The sequence below is a fragment of the Rhizobium sp. NZLR10 genome (genome assembly GCF_019685125.1).
In the GTDB taxonomy this organism is placed as follows: domain Bacteria; phylum Pseudomonadota; class Alphaproteobacteria; order Rhizobiales; family Rhizobiaceae; genus Rhizobium.
On record NZ_JABDWE010000021.1, the window covers coordinates 70,160 to 89,335 of the forward strand.

A 19,176-nucleotide genomic window follows, 5' to 3' on the forward strand; every position below is an offset into this window, starting at 1 on the left:
TGAAAATAAGCGCATTCTTTGATAGACGGGGCGCAGCCGTTTCGGAAGAATGGTGTTTCGTTCATGTGAGTCTCTTCGTCGCGAGGATCAGCATTGCAGGTTGGCATCGATATGGGATTGGCGTCCGGCAGCCCGGCGACGCTCGATATCGAGGAGCTGCTGGCGACCCGTCTGTTGGTGCAGGGCAATTCCGGATCGGGCAAGTCGCATCTGTTGCGCCGCCTGCTCGAACAATCGGCGCAATGGGTGCAGCAGGTCATCATCGATCCTGAGGGTGATTTCGTCACGCTCAGCGACAGGTTCGGCCATGTCGTCGTCGATGGCGAGCGCACCGAGGCGGAATTGGCCGGCATTGCTAACCGCATCCGCCAGCATCGCGTTTCCTGCGTGTTGACGCTCGAAGGTCTCGACATCGAACAGCAGATGCGGGCGGCCGCAGCCTTTCTCAACGGCATGTTCGATGCCGATCGCGAATACTGGTATCCGGTTCTCGTCGTCGTCGACGAGGCGCAGATGTTTGCACCGTCGGTCGGCGGCGACGTCTCGGAAGATGCGCGCAAAATGTCGCTCGGGGCAATGACCAACCTGATGTGCCGCGGCCGCAAGCGCGGGCTTGCCGGCGTCATCGCGACACAGCGGCTCGCCAAGCTCGCCAAGAACGTCGCAGCCGAAGCCTCCAACTTCCTGATGGGCCGCACCTTTCTCGATATCGATATGGCGCGCGCCGCCGACCTGCTCGGCATGGACCGGCGCCAGGCCGAGATGTTCCGGGACCTGAAGCGCGGCAATTTCGTTGCGCTTGGACCGGCGCTTTCGCGCCGGCCGCTGCCGATCCAGATCGGCGCGGTGGAAACCTCGGCGCGCTCTTCCAGCCCGAAGCTGATGCCGCTGCCGGATGCGCCCCAGGATGTCGAGGATCTGATCTTCACGCCCGATCCGGAGGAGTTTCTCCGTCCGCCGGTGCGCCGCGCCCCGCCGGCGCCGCGGCCAACGACCGACATTCTCGCTGAACTCTCGCGCTCGACGCCGGCGGCATCCGCAGCGCCGGCCGAGGCGAGGGCGAGCCAAATAGAGGTCTCCGCCGAGGAGCGGGAGGAGCGCCTTGCCGGCGTGCTTGCCGAAATACTCGACGATCCCACCTCTGCCTTCCGCACCGATTCGGTGCTCTACCAGGATTTTCTCGTCCGGCTGCGGATGCGCCGCGTGCCGGGACCGCCGATCGCGCTGCCGGATTTCCGTCGGCGTGTGGCAATCTCGCGCTCCGGCGTCGATGCGGAAACGGCTGCGAGCGATGCCTGGGCAACGGCGCTGTCGCTGTCAACTAATGTCACCGACGACCTGCAGGGCGTTTTCCTGATGCTCGCCAGGGCGGCCGTCCGCGGCGAGCCGTGCCCGTCGGACGCGCGCATCGCCCGCGCCTACGGTACCCATTCCGCCCGCCGCGCCCGCCGCCTGCTCGGCTATTTCGAGGAGCAGGGCAGCATTGTCGTGCACACGGATTTTTCCGGCAGGCGTATTGTCGCGTTCCCGGATATGAACTGCCAGACGGCGCCGGGCGACGCCAACGCGCCCGATACAGGCGATCAGCCGCTGGCGGCGGAATAGTGGCGCTTTCGGGCTTTGCCGCTGTTGACAATTTCATGACGGCCCTCTAAAGACCGCCCCAAGCACCGGGCAGCAATGTCCGGTGTTTCATTTGACATGTCCCGTGGATGGTTCCTGTTCGCTAACCGGAACATCCTGTCAGATCTCGCAAGAGTTCAGAGGAGGGCGTGTTTCCTTCGCGCGGTTTGGCAACAAACCGACAGAAACCTTTGAAAGGAAATGCGATGAGCAAGCGCGAATCGTCCAAGTACAAAATCGACCGCCGTATGGGCGAAAACATCTGGGGCCGTCCTAAGTCCCCGGTGAACCGCCGCGAATACGGCCCGGGCCAGCACGGCCAGCGCCGCAAGGGCAAGCTTTCGGACTTCGGTGTGCAGCTGCGCGCCAAGCAGAAGCTCAAGGGCTACTACGGTGACCTGCGCGAGAAGCAGTTCCGCGCGATCTTCGCCGAAGCCGACCGCCGCAAGGGCGATACCTCGGAAAACCTGATCGGCCTGTTGGAATCGCGTCTCGACGCGATCGTCTATCGCGCCAAGTTCGTTCCGACGGTGTTTGCTGCCCGTCAGTTCGTCAACCATGGCCACGTCACCGTCAACGGTGTGCGCGTCAACATCGGTTCCTACCGCTGCAAGGCCGGCGACGTCATCGAAGTTCGCGAAAAGTCGAAGCAGATGGTGACGGTTCTGGAAGCCGTCAGCCTCGCCGAGCGCGACGTTCCTGATTATATCGAGGCCGATCACCACAAGATGGTCGCCACCTTCGGCCGTGTCCCGACGCTCAGCGACGTTCCGTTCCCGGTCATCATGGAACCGCAACTGGTCGTCGAATTTTATTCGCGTTAATCAAAACCAGGCGTTTTCGCATATGGAAAAGCCGCTCCTTCGGGCGGCTTTTTTGTTATCTGGAGAGAAGCGATGGCGGATTTGCAGGCGACCCTCGATAGTATCTATAGCGATATCCTGCCGCGCATCGGCGAGGGCAAGGTCGCCGACTATATTCCGGAGCTTGCCAAGGTCGATCCGAGGCAGTTCGGCATGGCGATCGTCACCGTCGACGGCAAGGTCTATCGCGTCGGCGACGCCGATACCGCCTTCTCGATCCAGAGCATATCGAAGGTCTTCATGCTGACGCTGGCGCTCGGCAAGGTCGGTGAGGGGCTCTGGAAGCGCGTCGGGCGCGAACCTTCCGGATCGGCTTTCAACTCGATCGTCCAGCTCGAGCACGAGGGCGGCATCCCGCGCAATCCCTTCATCAATGCCGGCGCGATCGCCGTCAGCGACGTCGTCATGGCCGGCCATGCGCCGCGCGAGGCAATCGGCGAGTTGCTGCGCTTCGTGCGTTATCTCGCCGATGACGAGTCGATCAGCATCGACGACAGGGTGGCCCGCTCGGAAACGCAGACGGGGTATCGCAATGTCGCGCTTGCCAACTTCATGCGCGCCTACCGCAATCTCGACCATCCCGTCGACCATGTGCTCGGCGTCTATTTCCATCAATGCGCCCTGTCGATGAGCTGCGAGCAGCTGGCCCGCGCCGGCCTGTTCCTGGCGGCGCGCGGCAGCAATCCGGTGACCGGCCACTCGGTGGTCTCGCCGAAGCGGGCACGGCGTATCAATGCGCTGATGCTGACCTGCGGCCATTACGATGGCTCTGGCGACTTTGCCTATCATGTCGGCCTGCCCGGAAAGAGCGGCGTCGGCGGCGGCATCTTCGCGGTGGCGCCGGGCATTGCCTCGATCGCGGTCTGGTCGCCGGGGCTGAACAAGGTCGGCAATTCGCAGCTCGGCGCCGTGGCGCTGGAAATGCTCGCGGCGCGCACCGGCTGGTCGGTTTTTGGCGATTGACGCTGTGTTACCGAACTCGTTTCTGCTAAGGCAGACAGATCTCGATAGGACGACGCAATGAATATCGCAGCCAATATTGCGGATGATCTGGAAAGCGGCGAAGCCGACGGCGGCGTCGGCCATGCGCTTTTTGCCGATGCGCCGCGCTCGGTCTCCTTCAACAAGCTGCGCAAGCGGCTGCTCAGGCAGGTGCGCCAGGCCTTCGACGATTTCGATATGCTGAATGGGCAGAGACGCTGGCTGGTCGGCCTTTCCGGCGGCAAGGACTCCTACGGTCTGCTGGCGCTACTGCTTGATCTCAAGTGGCGCGGCCTGCTGCCGGTCGAGCTCATTGCCTGCAATCTCGACCAGGGGCAGCCGAACTTTCCAAAACATGTATTGCCGGATTATCTGACCAAAATCGGCGTGCGGCATCGGATCGAGTATCGGGATACCTATTCGATCGTGAAGGAGAAGGTGCCGGAAGGGGCGACCTATTGCTCGCTCTGTTCGCGGCTGCGCCGCGGCAATCTTTATCGCGTCGCGCGCGAAGAGGGCTGCGACGCATTGGTGCTCGGCCACCATCGCGAGGACATTCTCGAAACCTTCTTCATGAACTTCTTCCACGGTGGACGGCTTGCCTCTATGCCGGCGAAGCTTCTGAACGATGAAGGCGATCTGATGGTGCTTCGGCCGCTCGCCTATGCCGCCGAGGACGACCTCGCGAAATTTGCCGCCGCCATGCAGTTTCCGATCATTCCCTGCGATCTCTGCGGTTCGCAGGACGGGCTGCAGCGCAATGCGATGAAGGATATGCTCGCCGATATCGAGCGGCGCATGCCGGGGCGTAAGGATACGATGCTGCGGGCGCTTTCACATGTGAACCCGTCGCACCTGCTCGATCCAAAACTCTTCGACTTTTCCGCCCTTACAGCGTCGCGCGTCTTTTCAGACGCGCAAGGGGACGCTGTAACACTTTGAATTGCTGCATAATTCCTTAAATCGGTTCCGATTTGAGGAATTATGAAGTGGTGTCACCGATCCTTCATGAACGGCCGGCTATGCAGCCTGGCTATTGGATGAAGTACAGGATTTCGCATGACCATTTCAGATCAGGATATTCTCTTTCTCGGCGATTGTGTCAGGGAGGCTGCGCGTGCAGAAATCATGCCGCGTTTCCGCAATCTCGGTGCTGACGATGTTTCGGAAAAGACCTCGGCAACCGATCTGGTGACGCAGGCGGACCTGCTTGCCGAACACAGGATTACCGCGGCGCTGAAAGAGCGCTTTCCCGCAGCGCTCATCGTCGGTGAGGAAGCCTATGACGCTGACCGGTCCGTCGTGCCGGCACTTGCCGATGCCGAACTTGCCTTCGTTATCGACCCTGTCGACGGCACCTTTAATTTCGCCGCCGGGCTTCCGGTGTTCGGGACGATGCTGGCGGTCACCGTAAAGGGTGAGACGGTCGCCGGCATCATTCATGATCCCGTTCTCGGCGACACCGTGACGGCGATCAAGGGCGCCGGCACCTTCCTGACGCGGCAGGATGGCCAATCGAGCAGACTGAGGGTGGCTGAGTCTGCCGCCTTGAACCAGATGGTCGGCGGCATCTCGTGGGGCCATATGGACGACCCGGATCGCTCGCGCATCTCCGCCAACATGGCAAAGATCAGGATGACCTTCGCCTTCAACTGCTCGGCCTACGAATATTGGATGGTCGCCTCCGGCAAGCTGCATTTCATCGGCCATGCAAAGCTGATGCCCTGGGATCACCTGGCCGGCGTGCTTGCGCATCAGGAGGCCGGCGGCCATACGGCGAAATTCGACGGCACGCCCTATCGCCCCGGCGAGACGACAGGCGGCATCATTTCTGCACCCGATAAGGACAGCTGGCAGCTGATCCGGCGCGAGATCATCGGCAACTGATCTAAGGCCCTTCCTAAAAAGCCGGACCGAAAGGATTTGACATGACTGTGACTGTCGACGTGACCGTTCTTGCCGACCTGCTGCGCCGTGCGGCGAAAGCAGAAATCCTGCCGCGCTTCCGCCGGCTCCGTCAGGATGAGGTGCGCGCCAAGAGCGAGGCGACCGATCTCGTCACCGAGGCCGACGAGCAGGCCGAGCGGATGATCAAGACGGAAGCCGCACAGCTCTGGCCGGACGCGCTGTTCGTCGGCGAGGAATCGGTCGCGGCCGACCCGGCGCTGCTCGGCAGGCTTGCCGATGCTGATCTGGCGATCGTCGTCGATCCGGTCGACGGCACGTTCAATTTCGCCTCCGGCATCCCGGCCTTCGGCGTCATGGCCGCGGTCATATCAGGCGGCGAGACCATTGCCGGCATCATCTACGATCCGATGGGCGACGACTGGGTGATGGCGGAAAAGGGCGGCGGCGCCTGGCTGCGCCGACCGGATGGCGAGGCGCAGCGGCTGCGCGTGGCCGAGCCTGTCGCGCTGGAGCAGATGGTCGGCATGGCCTCGACCGGTTACCTGCCGCAGGAGAAGCGGGCCGAGGTGCTCGGCAATCTCGCCAAGGTGCGCTTCCTCACCAATTACCGCTGTGCCGCTCACGAATACCGCACCTTTGCCGGCGGCCATGTGCATTACCTGATGTACAACAAGCTGATGCCCTGGGATCACCTGGCCGGCACGCTGATCTCGCAGGAGGCAGGTGCCCATGCGGCGCGTCTCGACGGCTCGCCCTACCTGCCGCATCATCTTGACGGTGGGCTGCTGATTGGCCCTGACAAGGCCTCGTGGGAGGTGCTGCGGCGTGAGGTGTTCACCGTCTGAAGGCATGAAATGTCCGCTGCGGCATTCGTTCTACTTGCCGAAAATTATCCATAGAGCTTCTCCATGAGGAAGTTCTCCAGGCTTTGGCCGCGTTTCGCGACGATCTGCTTTGTAACCACCCAGAAGCCTTTGCGCTCGAAGAACGGTCTGGCCGTTCGGCTGGCTTCGGTGTAGATTCGGCCAAAGCCGAGCCCCTGAAAGTCGGGGTGCACGAACATCATGTCCAGGCAGCCGTCGCCAGTCAGATCCGAAAATCCTGCCGGCTTTCCGTCAAATTCCGCGATCCAGGCAGGCCTGCTGATCCTTCGCTCCGCCCATCGGCTGCAGTCTTCCACCTTTGCCCAGGCCTCGATCTCAGCCGGTGAATAGTCCTTCGACGAGACTTCTCGAATGGCGCGCAGGAAAATGTCAATTGTAGCGTCCACGTCGCCTGGCGTGTAGGGCCTGATCAGAATTCGGTCGTTCACTGGGATGCCTTCGCGCACTGCCGCCAATCGTTTTCGGTGTCAGAAGTGGGCAGCACCTGGATCCAGCTGCGGGCTATCTCCAGGATGCGTGAAGAGTTTGCCGTTCTCCGCCCAGAGCGTGGCCGCGATCGTGACTGCGCCAAAGAGCGCGAAGCCGCCGAAGAGCGGCTGCACCGTGCCGTTGAACATCTGGCCGACCAGGCCGCCGAGGATGGCGCCGGCCGTCGTCGAGACGAAGCCGGTGATGGCGGTCGCAGTACCGGCGAGATTGCCCATCGGTTCGAGGCTGATGGCGGTGAAATTGGTGGCGATGACGGCAAACATCATCAGCACGATGGTGAAGATGCCGTAGGCGATGGCGAAGTCCGGCTTGCCAGCCAGCGCGATGACGAAACCGAGTGCCGACAGCGCCGTGAAGATCAGCAAAGCGGCGTGCGAGATGCGGCGCATGCCGAATTTTCGCACAAAGAAGCCGTTGGCGAAATTGGCGACAGCGATGCCGCCGGCGGTGGCCGCAAAGGCGATCGGCAACCAGTCGCCGAGGCCATAGACCTCGCCGAAGACCTGTTGCACCGAGATCACATAGGCGCTGATGACGCCGGTGAACATGGTGAGGCCGATCATGTAGCCGCAGGTGATACGGTTGGTGAGCACGGTCTTGAAGCCATCGACGACGGAGCCAACCGACAGCGGCAGCCGCTCTTCCGGCGGCAGCGATTCCTTCAGCCGCAGAAACGCCCAGACGAACAGGATGGTGGCGGTGATGCCGAGCAGGATGAAGATCCAGTGCCAGTTGGCATAAAGGATGATGAGCTGGCCGACGGAAGGGGCAACGATCGGTACGATCATGAAGACGATCATGACGTAGGACATCACACGGGCCATCTCGCGGCCGCCGAAGCAGTCGCGGACGATGGCCATGGTGGTGATGCGCACGGCGGCGCCACCCACGCCCTGAACGAAACGCATGATGAGCAGCATTTCGAAACTGCCGGTTGCTGCGGCGGCAAACATCCCGATCACGTAACAAACCAGGCCGCCGAGCAGGATGTTGCGGCGGCCGAACGTATCCGAAAGGCTGCCGAAGAATATCTGCGAGACGCCGAAGCCAAGAAAAAACACGCCGATGATCAGCTGCGCGTCGTTGGTATTGGTGACGCCAAGGGAATGGCCGATGTTGGGCAATGCCGGCAGCATGCTGTCGATCGCCATGGCGATACTGGCGGTCATGATGGCGATGGTGACGACGAACTCGCCGAAACCCATGCCGATGCGGCGGGAGCCCTGGTTTTCCTGGTGCGGTTTATGCGGCGGCGTCATGTGGTGAAATCCCGGATGCGGAGGAGGCCGGCCGTTCAGACGGCCGGATTCTGCGGTTGGAAGAGGCGGCCCTTTTCGGCGATCAGCACGAAAACGAGCCCGATGATCGACACGATGAAATAACCGGCGACCATCGGCAGCGCGGTACCGTCGAAGGCCTGGCCGATGCCGGCGCCGATGAGGGCGCCACCGACCGTGCTCATGAAGCCGAGAACGGAGGAGGCGGTGCCGGCGACATGACCGAGCGGCTCCATGGCGAGCGAATTGAAGTTCGAGCCGATCCAGCCGAACTGGAACATGGCAAGGCCGAAGAAGGAGATGAAGAGAGCGAAAGGCATCGGCTCGGAACTCACCATCTGGACGATCAGCCAGATGGTGTTGATGGCGATGAAGCCGATGAGCGAGCCGTGCGACAGGCGGCGCATGCCGAGCTTGCCGACGAAACGCGAATTGAAGAAGGACGACAGCGACATGAAGATCGCCACGCCGGCGAAGGCGAAGGGGAAATAGACGCCGAGATCGTAAATGCCGACATAGACTTGCTGGGCGGAATTGATGAAGCCGAACAGCGCGCCGAAGATGAAGGTGCTGGCGATGGTGTAGCAAAGCGCCGTGCGATTGGTCAGCACCAGCTTGAATGCGCCGAAGATCGAGCGGGCGGTGAAGGGGCGGACATTGGTGGGGTGCAGGGTTTCCGGCAGACGGAGATAGGCCCAGACGGCGATACCAATCGCCATGGCGGCGATGAAGAGGAAGATCAGATGCCAGTTGCCGAAGAACATGACGATCTGGCCGGTGCCGGGCGCAATCACCGGCACGATCATGAAGACCATCATGATCAGCGACATGACTTCGGCCATCTGCCGGCCGCCATAGATATCGCGGACAATGGAGACTGTGATGACGCGGGTTGCCGCCGAACCGACGCCCTGGACAAAGCGCAGGGCGAGCAAGCCGGCGAAGGTGGGGACGAAGACGATACTGATGGCGGAGAGAATGTAGATGACGAGACCGATCAAGAGCGGCGTACGGCGGCCGAAACGGTCAGACAGCGGCCCGTAGAACAGCTGGGCACAGCCGAAACCGAGCAGATAGGTGGAGACGACGAATTGGCGATGATTTTCGCTCTCGACGCCGAGGCTCGCGCCGATCTGCTGCAAGGCCGGCAGCATGATATCGATCGCCAGAGAGTTGACGGCCATCAGGAAGGCGGCGAGCGCGATAAATTCTCGCTTGCCCATGGGCAGGCGGCCCGCGGACACGGCTTGTGATGAATCTGTCACAATGAAATTCCCATAAACAGGCTAAGGCGCTGCTAGCCGCAGCGCCTCGGACTCAAGATTACAGATTTGGAAACCGGGCGGACGCCCGGTGACCGATCAGGCGGCGCCGCGCACGGTGATGCCGTTTTCCTGGAGATGCTGCTGCAACTCACCGGCCTGGAACATTTCCCGGACGATGTCACAGCCGCCGACGAATTCACCCTTTATGTAAAGCTGCGGGATCGTCGGCCAGTTGGAATATTCCTTGATACCTTGGCGGATCTCCGAATCGGCGAGCACGTTGACGCCTTTGTAGTCGACGCCGATGTAATCGAGCATCTGCACGACCTGCCCGGAGAAACCGCACTGCGGAAACTGCGGCGTGCCCTTCATGAAGAGGACGACGTCGTTGCTCTTGATTTCGTTGGCGATGAATTCGTTAATGCCGCTCATAGAACCAAATCCTTTCAACAGGCGGGTTAAAGGCCCGCCGTTTCAATCGTTGTCTTTAGATAGCATGCGGCAGCAGGAATTCCAGCCGCCCAAACCAAAAAAAGACCCATTATCGCAGGCCTCTCCGGGGCTGTTGCTGGCACGTTACGGTTGGTGGGTGAGATAAGCCTGAATCTGTTCGATTTCAGTATCGGTGAAATATTTGAAATCCCACTGCGAAACCTGGGTCATCACGCCGAGGTCGCGGCCTCCGACACCCTTTCCGGTGCGCAGCAGGTTCTTGAAATCGGCAGCCGAATAGGATTGTGCCAGGGGCTTCAGCGCCGGGGCAAGAAAGGCTTCGGACTGTTTCGCCGTATCGAGATTGTGGCAGTGGCTGCAATCGGTCCTAAAGGCATATTCACCGATATCGGCCGGGCGCGTGGCGGCGGGGGCGATGACGGCAAGCACCAGATCTGCCTCGAAGGGGATCTTGTCGAGCGCCAGGCCCACTCGGCCGAGCGGCCCCCATTGTGTTCCTCCCGCCACGGCGTCGGGAAGTTGCTTCAGGGTGCGAAGCCAGGCGATAAGTGCTGCCATGTCGTCGTCAGTAATATTGGCGAAATTACCAGCCGGCATGATCAAGACGCCGGTGCCGTCCTTCTTGACGCCGTGGCGAATGAGACGCACGAGCTCGGCATCGCTGTACATGGGCACCAGGCGGGTCAGGTTCGGCGCGACGATGCGACCGACGCCGGGCTCGTCGATCAGCACGTTGCCGGCATCGTGATGGCAGCCGCCGCACATCAGCGTGCGGGCGCGGCGTTCGGCCTCTTCCGGGGACAGCGTCGTCTTGACGGCAAAATCGGAGGCCGCGATATCGTAGGTTCTGGAAAGGCGCATCTCCGACAGGGCGTAGACGCCGGCGACGGCGATGAGACAGATCGCGACAACGGCCGCGAGGACAATTTTCAAAATACGTTTCACTGGCTCAGGCCCCCCCCAAAAATCTGCAAGATCGGTGCCCGCGAAGGCACCGGGCATTAGCTGCGGCGCTGGCGGCTGCGGCCGGCGGCAGTGCGGCGCTTGCTCACCTGTTTGCGGGCGGGCTTGCGTGTCGTCGCCGTCTTGCGGGCGGTCGAGGCTGGCTTGCGCGCTGCAGCCGTCGTCGACGCGCCGCGCGTTTTACTCTTCTTGCGCTTCGTCGTGGCGCGGCCGGTGGTTTTCTTGAGGATTTCCTTCAGCACGCTATCGACGACGCCTGATATCAATTCTTTGACGAGATCGGCCACAAAGCCCTCCGTTCGTGGTGGAAACGACATGGGTGCTATTGAATTCCGGAAGAGTTCCGTTAGCAAGACGGCTTCGAGGCCGGAGCTGCTTTTTTGCCGATATCAGCGGCAAAGCAGCGAGGATCACAAGCAACATGCCGGCCATTCGCCCGGCCGGAAGGTGGAATGAAACTGATCGAAAAGCGGGTCGTCCTACACTTCGCCGGATTTGAGCCGCTTGACGGCGCCGCCCACAGGGCGCGTTACGAACGTTCTGCCAAGCAGAGTGCTGCCGTCTGGGGCTATTCAGTTGAGGTGGGGGCGCCTGCAGCGGGAAGCGATCCCCTCAGTTTCGAGGTCACGACGGGCAGCGGGGCAGCCGCTGACGCGGCGCCCGAGGCAGCCGCTGACGCGGCGCCTGAGGCAGCCGGCACGGCGCCCGAGGCAGGCACTGGTTCTCCTGGCTGGCAGACGAAGAGCTGGATCCACATGGTCGATCACGACGCGCTGGTAAGCCGGCTGCGCGGCGGCAATACGCTGAGCCAGATCATTACGGGTTTCCGCAGTTGCGCCCAGATCATATTGGAAGGCGGCATGCGGGGATATTTCCGCCATGCCTGGCGCTTCGGCCTATTCTTCCTCTTTCCGTTCCTGCTGACGGCGCTGGCGATTGCGCTGACGGTGCAAATCGCTGTGCTGCCCTATGGTCTCGGCTTTTCACCGTGGCACATGCTGTGGAGCGGGCCGCTCGCGCTCTGCTTCTTCATCTTCGCCTTCCTGCCGTTTTCCGAACGCTTCCATACGCTGCATCTGTTTGCCGATTGGAAAATGGCGGTGGCGCTCGGCCGCATGGACCGGACGGATTTCAACGACTGGCTGGAAGACCGGGCGGCTGCCGTGCGCAAGGCGCTGGCGCAAGAGGCGGACGAATATGTGATCTCCTCGCACAGCATGGGGTCGAACGTTGCCGCCCATGTCATCGGCATATTGCTGGAAAGGGAGCCGGAGATCTTCAAGGGCAAGCGCGTGGTGTTTGCGACCCTCGGCAGCGCCATCCTGCAATGCGCGCTGCTGTCATCGGCAACGCAGCTGCGTGCCCGCGTCGGGCTGATTGCCCGGTGCGAGGACATTTCCTGGCTCGACGTGCAGTGTCTGACGGACTCGATCAATTTCTACAAGGTGCCCGTCGTTTCCGTGTGTGGCCATGGGGATGCACCTGAGGCAAAAATGATCCTGATCCGCGTCAAGCAGATGCTGACGCGCAAACACTATCGCAAGATCCGCAAGGACCAGCTGCGCGTCCACCGGCAATATGTGCTCGGGCCGGACCTGAAGGCGCCCTTCGATTTCACGCTGATGACATCAGGGCCGATGCCGGCATCGGTCTTCGCCAGCCCCGATGAAAAGCGAATGCCCGGCTGAGCGCCCCAACCCTGTCGCAAATCCCTGTCGCGAAACTCCCACTTTTGCGAGCGGTTTCTTGCGACATTGACAGGAAAGTTCAGTGCCGGCCGTTTGTCGCGGAAGTTAGAAATCTTGCGACAAACAAGTGCGAACAAGCTTCATACCCCTTGCTCAAAGCGCGTGCCCAGTCAAAAAAAGGTAGCCGTATGGATATCTATCTTGACCGATCCATCAGCTCTCCGTAAAGATAGCCATATGGATACCTATGAAGTGAGCGTCCCGAAGATTTTCGGGGCTTTGTCCGACCCGACCCGGCTCGCAGTCGTCGAAAGGCTCGTGGATGGACCTGCCTCGGTGACCGATCTGTCGCGGCCGTTCGATATGGCAGGCCCTTCGTTCCTGAAGCACCTCCGCGTACTCGAAAACGCGGGCGTCATCGCGTCAAGCAAATCCGGGCGAGTGAGAACGGTCAGCCTCGTACCAGACTCGCTGATGCGGGTGGAACATTGGGTCCGTCAGCACCGCGCCGGGCTTGAGGAACGTTTCGACAGACTTGGCAACTTCCTAAATCAGGAGCAGTAAAGTGACAAAAACAGAACAAGAGCACAGATCGATTACCATCGAGCGCGTTTTTTCCAATTGCGTGGATCACGTCTGGGCGGCGTGGGCGATTCCCGAAAAGAAGAAAGCATGGTTCGGTGAAGGACTGGCGGAATGCGACTTTCGCGAGGGAGGAGCCGAGCGCAGCAGCTTTGTCACGGACATGGGAACCCACACCAACCAGACGCACTATTTCGAGATCAAGGAATCCAAGAGGATTGTGTTTGCCTATTCGATGGCCCTCAATGGTCGTATCCATACGGTGTCGCTGGCGACCGTGCTGTTCTCCGACCATGGCGGCGGGACGAAGCTGACTTACGTGGAACAGTTATGCGTCATCCCGCCGAGCGACGGCGCTGAAGGGCGAGAACACGGCTGGAGAGCGCTGCTGGATGGGCTGGAGAGCTATTTAGCCGGTGATATTCAAGACAGGCGTAGCAAAATTTCCAATTAAGGCGGCAGTTTTGCGACTGGATTTTGCGACGTCGCGAAAACAAGCATTCCGCGACGGGTGAGTGCGCAGAGTGCTTCATGAAGATTTTTCCAGCAAGATAAACCACGCGAAACGTTCACGCCGCACGGGATTCGGCATTAATATCTACTTGGATGCCACATTTAAGTTAGGGGTTAGACCCAAGCGCCAGGCGTCGTTTATCCACAGGACGAGCCTATTCCGGCGCGGAGGTCTGCAGCGCCAGCGCGTGCAACACGCCGCCCATATTGCCCTTCAGCGCCTCGTAGACCATCTGGTGCTGCTGCACGCGGCTCTTGCCGCGGAAGACTTCGGCGACGACTTCGGCGGCGTAATGATCGCCGTCGCCCGCCAGATCGCGGATCGTCACCTTGGCACCGGGAATCCCAGCCTTGATCATGTCTTCGATATCGCCGGGTTTCATGGCCATGATCGTTACTCCTTGCGCATCATTCCGCGGCGAGTTCGCCGCGGCCTTCCATGAAATCAGGGAACCACGATTCATGGGCATCGCGCAATTGCTGAATCGGCAGCGCGATCAGATCGCCGACGACGAGCGCCGTCCCGCCGACCGTGCCGAGGCGGCGGAAAGGAACGCCGGCGCCTTCTGCATTGGCGCAGACGAAATTTGCCACGTCGGCAGGCACCGTCAAGATGTAGCGAGCCTGGTCTTCGCCGAATAGCAGCGCATGCGGCGCGCCTTTGCCTTCGTCGAGATCGATCATCAGGCCCTTGTTCGATGCCATGGCCATTTCGGCGAGCGCCACAGCAAGGCCGCCCGACGAAATATCGTGGCAGGCGGTCGCCTGGCCGTTGCGGATGACGGAGCGGACAAAATCGCCGTTGCGCCGCTCGGCAAACAGATCCACTTCGGGTGCCGGACCTTCGCGGCTGGCGAGCACATCGCGGAGGTAGACCGACTGGCCGAGGTGGCTGCCGTCGACGCCGATCATGATCACCCTGTCGCCGTCATTGGCGGAGCCGATGCGGGTCATCTGGCGCCAATCCGGCAGCAGGCCGACGCCCGCAATTGTCGGGGTCGGCAGGATGGCGACGCCGTTGGTCTCGTTGTAGAGCGAGACGTTACCTGAGACGATCGGGAAGTCGAGCGCGCGGCAGGCTTCGCCAATGCCCTTCACCGCTTCGACGAACTGGCCCATGATTTCGGGCTTTTCGGGGTTGCCAAAATTGAGATTGTCGGTGGCGGCGAGCGGCTCGGCACCCGTCGCGGTGATGTTGCGCCAGCACTCGGCGACTGCCTGCTTGCCGCCTTCGAAGGGATCGGCCTCGACATAACGCGGGGTGACGTCGGAGGAGAAGGCGAGCGCCTTGCTCGGGTGGCCGTCGACGCGCACGACACCGGCATCGCCGCCCGGAAGCTGCAGCGAATTGCCCTGGATCAGCGTGTCGTACTGCTCGTAGACCCAGCGGCGGCTCGACTGATTGGCGGAGCCGACAAGCTGGAGCAGCGCCTGGCCGTAATCCTCAGGGGCTGCGACGAGATTAGCGGGCAGGGGAGCCTGCTTGCCGGATTCGCGCCAGGGGCGGTCATATTCCGGCGCCTGGTCGCCGAGATCCTTGATCGGCAGATTGGCGACCTCCTCGCCCTGATGCATGACGCGGAAGCGCAGGTCGTCTGTCGTTTTACCGACGATGGCAAAGTCGAGGCCCCATTTGACGAAGATCGCCTTGGCTTCCGCTTCCTTCTCCGGCTGTAGCACCATGAGCATGCGCTCCTGGCTTTCCGACAGCATCATCTCGTAGGCGGTCATCATCTCTTCGCGCACCGGCACCTTGTCGAGCTCGAGCAGGATGCCGAGATCGCCCTTGGCGCCCATTTCGACGGCCGAGCAGGTGAGGCCGGCCGCACCCATGTCCTGGATGGCGATGACGGCGCCGGTCTGCATCAGCTCAAGGCAGGCTTCGAGCAGGCACTTTTCGGTGAAGGGGTCGCCGACCTGAACGGTCGGGCGCTTTTCCTCGATCGATTCGTCGAATTCGGCCGATGCCATCGTCGCGCCGCCGACGCCGTCGCGGCCGGTCTTGGCGCCGAGATAGACGACCGGAAGGCCGACGCCCTTGGCCTCGGACAGGAAAATGGCGTTGGATTTGGCGATGCCGGCGGCAAAGGCGTTGACGAGGATGTTGCCGTTATAGCGGGCATCGAACTCGACTTCGCCGCCGACGGTCGGCACGCCGAAGGAATTGCCGTAGCCGCCGACGCCGGAGACGACGCCGGAGACCAGATGGCGGGTCTTCGGGTGATCCGGCTCGCCGAAGCGCAACGCGTTCATGGCGGCGATCGGGCGCGCACCCATGGTGAAGACGTCGCGCAGGATGCCGCCAACGCCGGTCGCGGCCCCCTGGTAGGGTTCGATATAGGAGGGGTGGTTGTGGCTCTCCATCTTGAAGACGACGCAATCGCCATCATCGATATCGACCACGCCGGCATTTTCGCCCGGGCCCTGGATGACGCGCGGCCCCGTGGTCGGCAACGTGCGCAGCCACTTCTTCGAGGATTTGTAGGAGCAGTGCTCATTCCACATGGCCGAGAAGATACCGAGTTCGGTAAAAGTCGGTTCGCGGCCGATCAGATCGAGAATGCGCTGGTACTCGTCCGGTTTCAGGCCATGGCTTGCAATGAGTTCCGGCGTGATCGGCATGGTGTTTGGAATGGTCATGAGCGGAAAGTCCCTGGCGCGTTTTGCGCTGTCTTTAGCTTATGTAGCGGCGACGCGCGACAGAAAAAAGCTTGCCGTCAACAGAGGGCGGGCAGGCTTTTCCCACAAGGGGTCAAACCAGTCAGAACTTGTAGCCGACCTGCAGGCCGGCGCGTGTCACGCCGTCGTTCGGGCCGTCGCAGAGATTGGCATGCGAGGAGTGGGCGATCTGGGCCATCAGGTTCCAGTGAGGATTGAAACGGTAGCCGGCGCCGGCATATTCGCGGAACAGAACGCGACAGCCGAGTTCCGGGCCATCGCCATTGCCCTTGAGATCGCCGTATGGATAACGCCGCCGAAGCCGGCTTCGGCAAAGAGCTTCTCGTTGAAATTGACCGTCCAGGCGAAACCTGTGAAGAATTGGGGGACCTCGCCCGACGTGCCGATCGAGGTGCCGAGATGGACACGGGGGTGTAACAACTGCTGCTGCCAGCCGACGGCCGTGTCAGATCCGAAAGGATCGAAGAGAGCGGTAATCTCAGGAAAGACGCCGTCTTCCCTGGAATGGCCCGATTGCACCGAGGTCGAAACCCCAAAACGCAGTTCATCGAATATCTGCTCGCCGGCATTTGCCGAACCTGCCATCAAGGTTCGGGTTACCGCTGCTGCTGACGCGGCACTCAAAAAACCAACGCGATTCTTCCGAAGCCGACCCTCATATCCTGTCCTTTGATTCGCGTTAGGCGCGAATAACAAAGAGGTAACATGGAGGTTGAGTCAGTGAAGCGCTGTGAACAGGCTCTGGCGTTTTTCTAAATTATGACGTGTATCTGCAACACGTCATATTTCACCGTCATAGGCGGAACCGCCATTTTCCAGCAGCCGGCGCAGGATCATCAGGCCGGAGATCAGTTCCTGCCCCGTCTTCGGCGAGGAAAAACCGATGCGAACGCGATGATAGGATTTCTCCCCGCGGGCTGCCTTGAACTCGTCCTCGTCATCGACGAGCACGCCGTCACGGAAGGCGGCATTCTTGAAGGTGCCCGACATCCAGGGCTCCGGCAATTTCAGCCAGAGGAAGGGCGCATGCAGGTGCGACGTGAAATCGAAGCCCTGCAATTGCTCCCGCGCAAGCCGGACGCGCCGGGAGAGTTCCTCGACGCTCTGCTTGCGGATCTCGTGGGCCATTCCGCTTTCAACGAGGCGCGCGCAGGTCTCCGCCAGGATGAAGGGCAGACCACCGGTGATCATCTTGTGCGTCACCCGGATGCGCTGGGCAAAATGTGGCGGGCATGCGACCCAGCCGCCGCGCACACCAGCGGCCACCGATTTCGACAAGCCGTTGACGAGGAAGGTTCGATCGGGGGCAAGCGAGGCGAGCAGTGGCGTCTCATCGTCGGCCATGCCGCCGTAGAGATCGTCTTCGATCAGCCAAACGCCGTGTTTCCTGGCGATTGCGGCGATTGCCGCGCGCCGCTCGTAGGGCATGATCGCCACGGTGGGATTGTGGACGGTCGGCATCAGGAAGGCGATCTTCGGATGCTGCTGCTGGCAAAGCCGCTCGAAATCGTCCGGGATCACGCCGAGTTCATCGGACTCGACCGTCAGCGTGCGGCGGCCGAGAAGGCGGGCGCTGCGGCTGACCTGGGTGTAAGTGAGATCCTCAAAGACGATCTTGTCGCCCGGCGCCGAGACGGCGGCGATGACGGCGATCGCCGCCGCATGAGCGCCGAGGGTCGGCACGATGTTTTCGGCCTCCGGCGTCCAGCCGCCGCGGGCAAGCCAGAGGCGGCCGGCTTCAAACCAGTTGCGCGGAAAAGTGCGGGAATAGGATGAAATCTCGGCGAGATGCTGCTCACCGATTTCGGCGAGGATGCCGGATATGATCTTGCCCTGGCCAAGGTCCGGGGCGGCAGTGGTATCAAAGCGGATCTTGTCTGCAGGCGCGTCCTGGACGCGGGTGCCGCCAAGCGAGACAGTCAGCGGGTCGGTCTGTTCCCCAGGCTGGGTTTCGGAACGGTTCAGCACATAAGTGCCGCGCCCGACCTCGCCGGCGACCAGGCCGCGTTCGTGCACCAATGCATAGGCGCGGCCGATCGTGCCGATGGTCACCCCGATATCGTAAGCGAGGTTGCGTTGCGGCGGCAATTTGCTGCCGGCGGGCAGGGCGCCGCTGGCGATGGCAGTTTCGATGCTGTCGGCAAGCCGGAGATAGACCGGACCGGAACCGCGGGAGAGATCGGGAAGCCAATTTGTCATGGTGACAATTGCCTATATTGTCACATTGTCCCTGTCAAGATTAAGAGTCAATTCCAACGGACAACCGAGAGGATTCCTGGAATGTCTGCCTTGCCTGAGATCAAAATGCCGATTGTACCTATTGTCTCTTACGACGATAGGAGACAGATCGTCCTGCCCGACGCGCCTGCCGAGGCGACGACACGTGTGGGGCGGATCTGGGCGGCGATTCTTCTTTGGAATGAGAAGCGGGAAGGCCGCCGGGCACTGAGAAATCTGACGGCGAGCGAACTCAAGGATATCGGCGTGTCGCAGTCCGATGCCGCGCGCGAAGTCGGCAAGTCGTTCTTCTGGGATTGATCGAGCCTGGGCGCTGATCGCAGCGGTCAGCTGCAGGCCTTATTGCCACCGGACCAGCGATTGACGTCGGCGGCGATACGGCCGGCGACCGGCTCCGACATCATCGGACCGAAGGCCTGGAGGCGCGACGGGCTTCCCTCGGCCTGAACGACGAGCAGCGGCCGGCTTTCCGGGCTGCCCTTGTGGACGACCAGAATGCGCGGGCGGCCGGAGAAGGAATTGAGTTCCGGCGCAAGCTTGTACGCAGCAAAAGCCGGATCGCCCGACTTGAACCAGCAGGCATTGGCGGCGAGCGCAACGCGTTCCATCGTCGGCAGCGCGGCGCGGTTCGGACCCGTCGTCGGCGCCGGCGTCTGGCAGGCTGCGACCATGGCTGCGAGAGTGGCGAGCAGGGCAGCGTTAGCGACAGAATGGCGAGGGCGCATCGATCTTGCTCCGGATCCGGATAAAAGGATTTTGAATTCAAAGTG

At 61.5% G+C, this 19,176-nt stretch carries 20 protein-coding genes and 1 pseudogene; 10 read left to right on the plus strand and 11 right to left on the minus strand.

The window, feature by feature from the left end; translation table 11 throughout:
- Positions 1–93 precede the first annotated feature (93 nt).
- The 6 genes from HJB82_RS26500 (at position 94) to HJB82_RS26525 (ending at position 6,220) form a co-directional block, all read left to right on the plus strand.
- Complete coding sequence (locus HJB82_RS26500) at positions 94–1,605, plus strand: ATP-binding protein (protein WP_207580641.1); 1,512 nt, start codon at positions 94–96, stop codon at positions 1,603–1,605.
- Positions 1,606–1,829: 224 nt separating this feature from the next.
- Positions 1,830–2,447 carry a 30S ribosomal protein S4 gene (rpsD, locus tag HJB82_RS26505; RefSeq protein WP_007629312.1) on the plus strand — a complete coding sequence of 206 codons (618 nt, stop codon included), beginning with the start codon at positions 1,830–1,832 and terminating at the stop codon, positions 2,445–2,447.
- Between the two features lie 72 nt (positions 2,448–2,519).
- Positions 2,520–3,449 carry a glutaminase gene (locus HJB82_RS26510; RefSeq protein WP_207580640.1) on the plus strand — a complete coding sequence of 310 codons (930 nt, stop codon included), beginning with the start codon at positions 2,520–2,522 and terminating at the stop codon, positions 3,447–3,449.
- A 57-nt stretch (positions 3,450–3,506) separates the two neighbouring features.
- The gene (gene ttcA / locus HJB82_RS26515) at positions 3,507–4,409 is read left to right on the plus strand and encodes a tRNA 2-thiocytidine(32) synthetase TtcA (RefSeq protein WP_207580639.1); all 903 of its coding nucleotides are present in this window, start codon (positions 3,507–3,509) and stop codon (positions 4,407–4,409) included.
- A 117-nt stretch (positions 4,410–4,526) separates the two neighbouring features.
- A complete protein-coding gene (locus tag HJB82_RS26520) occupies positions 4,527–5,354 on the plus strand; it encodes an inositol monophosphatase family protein (RefSeq protein WP_221133112.1) in 828 nt (275 codons plus the stop codon).
- Between the two features lie 41 nt (positions 5,355–5,395).
- Positions 5,396–6,220 carry an inositol monophosphatase family protein gene (locus HJB82_RS26525; RefSeq protein ID WP_221133113.1) on the plus strand — a complete coding sequence of 275 codons (825 nt, stop codon included), beginning with the start codon at positions 5,396–5,398 and terminating at the stop codon, positions 6,218–6,220.
- A 44-nt stretch (positions 6,221–6,264) separates the two neighbouring features.
- Here the strand turns inward: HJB82_RS26525 and HJB82_RS26530 are convergent, their stop codons facing one another.
- The 6 genes from HJB82_RS26530 to HJB82_RS26555 form a co-directional block, all read right to left on the minus strand.
- The gene (locus HJB82_RS26530) at positions 6,265–6,687 is read right to left on the minus strand and encodes a GNAT family N-acetyltransferase (protein WP_221133130.1); all 423 of its coding nucleotides are present in this window, start codon (positions 6,685–6,687) and stop codon (positions 6,265–6,267) included.
- Between the two features lie 39 nt (positions 6,688–6,726).
- On the minus strand, positions 6,727–8,007 hold the full coding sequence (locus HJB82_RS26535; protein WP_221141960.1) for a multidrug effflux MFS transporter: 1,281 nt from the start codon (positions 8,005–8,007) through the stop codon (positions 6,727–6,729).
- Positions 8,008–8,042: 35 nt separating this feature from the next.
- Positions 8,043–9,248: a multidrug effflux MFS transporter gene (locus HJB82_RS26540; RefSeq protein WP_221141999.1), complete on the minus strand. Its 1,206-nt coding sequence runs from the start codon at positions 9,246–9,248 to the stop codon at positions 8,043–8,045.
- A 138-nt stretch (positions 9,249–9,386) separates the two neighbouring features.
- Positions 9,387–9,722 (minus strand): Grx4 family monothiol glutaredoxin, encoded by a 336-nt coding sequence (grxD, locus tag HJB82_RS26545; protein ID WP_207580634.1) that lies wholly within the window; start codon positions 9,720–9,722, stop codon positions 9,387–9,389.
- A gap of 144 nt (positions 9,723–9,866) precedes the next feature.
- A complete protein-coding gene (locus HJB82_RS26550) occupies positions 9,867–10,688 on the minus strand; it encodes a c-type cytochrome (RefSeq protein ID WP_207580633.1) in 822 nt (273 codons plus the stop codon).
- Between the two features lie 56 nt (positions 10,689–10,744).
- Positions 10,745–10,993, minus strand: coding sequence for a hypothetical protein (locus HJB82_RS26555; RefSeq protein ID WP_221141962.1), 249 nt, complete (start codon positions 10,991–10,993; stop codon positions 10,745–10,747).
- A 165-nt stretch (positions 10,994–11,158) separates the two neighbouring features.
- On the opposite strand from HJB82_RS26555, the gene HJB82_RS26560 reads away from it, so the two are divergent.
- The 3 genes from HJB82_RS26560 to HJB82_RS26570 all read left to right on the plus strand — a co-directional run bounded on the left by HJB82_RS26560 (position 11,159) and on the right by HJB82_RS26570 (position 13,430).
- A complete protein-coding gene (locus tag HJB82_RS26560; RefSeq protein ID WP_221141964.1) occupies positions 11,159–12,394 on the plus strand; it encodes a hypothetical protein in 1,236 nt (411 codons plus the stop codon).
- 237 nt (positions 12,395–12,631) lie between these two features.
- Positions 12,632–12,958 (plus strand): helix-turn-helix transcriptional regulator, encoded by a 327-nt coding sequence (locus HJB82_RS26565; protein ID WP_259674009.1) that lies wholly within the window; start codon positions 12,632–12,634, stop codon positions 12,956–12,958.
- 1 nt (position 12,959) lies between these two features.
- Complete coding sequence (locus HJB82_RS26570; RefSeq protein WP_221133115.1) at positions 12,960–13,430, plus strand: SRPBCC domain-containing protein; 471 nt, start codon at positions 12,960–12,962, stop codon at positions 13,428–13,430.
- Between the two features lie 214 nt (positions 13,431–13,644).
- Here the strand turns inward: HJB82_RS26570 and HJB82_RS26575 are convergent, their stop codons facing one another.
- From HJB82_RS26575 to HJB82_RS26590, 4 genes and pseudogenes are all read right to left on the minus strand, one after another.
- A complete protein-coding gene (locus HJB82_RS26575; protein ID WP_003586236.1) occupies positions 13,645–13,878 on the minus strand; it encodes a BolA/IbaG family iron-sulfur metabolism protein in 234 nt (77 codons plus the stop codon).
- A gap of 19 nt (positions 13,879–13,897) precedes the next feature.
- On the minus strand, positions 13,898–16,129 hold the full coding sequence (gene purL, locus HJB82_RS26580) for a phosphoribosylformylglycinamidine synthase subunit PurL (RefSeq protein WP_221141966.1): 2,232 nt from the start codon (positions 16,127–16,129) through the stop codon (positions 13,898–13,900).
- A gap of 121 nt (positions 16,130–16,250) precedes the next feature.
- A pseudogene (locus tag HJB82_RS26585) lies at positions 16,251–16,827 on the minus strand (acyloxyacyl hydrolase).
- Between the two features lie 121 nt (positions 16,828–16,948).
- Positions 16,949–18,367: a PLP-dependent aminotransferase family protein gene (locus tag HJB82_RS26590; protein ID WP_221133117.1), complete on the minus strand. Its 1,419-nt coding sequence runs from the start codon at positions 18,365–18,367 to the stop codon at positions 16,949–16,951.
- 81 nt (positions 18,368–18,448) lie between these two features.
- On the opposite strand from HJB82_RS26590, the gene HJB82_RS26595 reads away from it, so the two are divergent.
- Positions 18,449–18,706, plus strand: coding sequence for a DUF1127 domain-containing protein (locus tag HJB82_RS26595; protein WP_221141968.1), 258 nt, complete (start codon positions 18,449–18,451; stop codon positions 18,704–18,706).
- 26 nt (positions 18,707–18,732) lie between these two features.
- Here HJB82_RS26595 and HJB82_RS26600 read toward each other — a convergent pair whose 3' ends face one another.
- A complete protein-coding gene (locus HJB82_RS26600; RefSeq protein ID WP_207580626.1) occupies positions 18,733–19,131 on the minus strand; it encodes a hypothetical protein in 399 nt (132 codons plus the stop codon).
- Between the last annotated feature and the right edge of the window lie 45 nt (positions 19,132–19,176).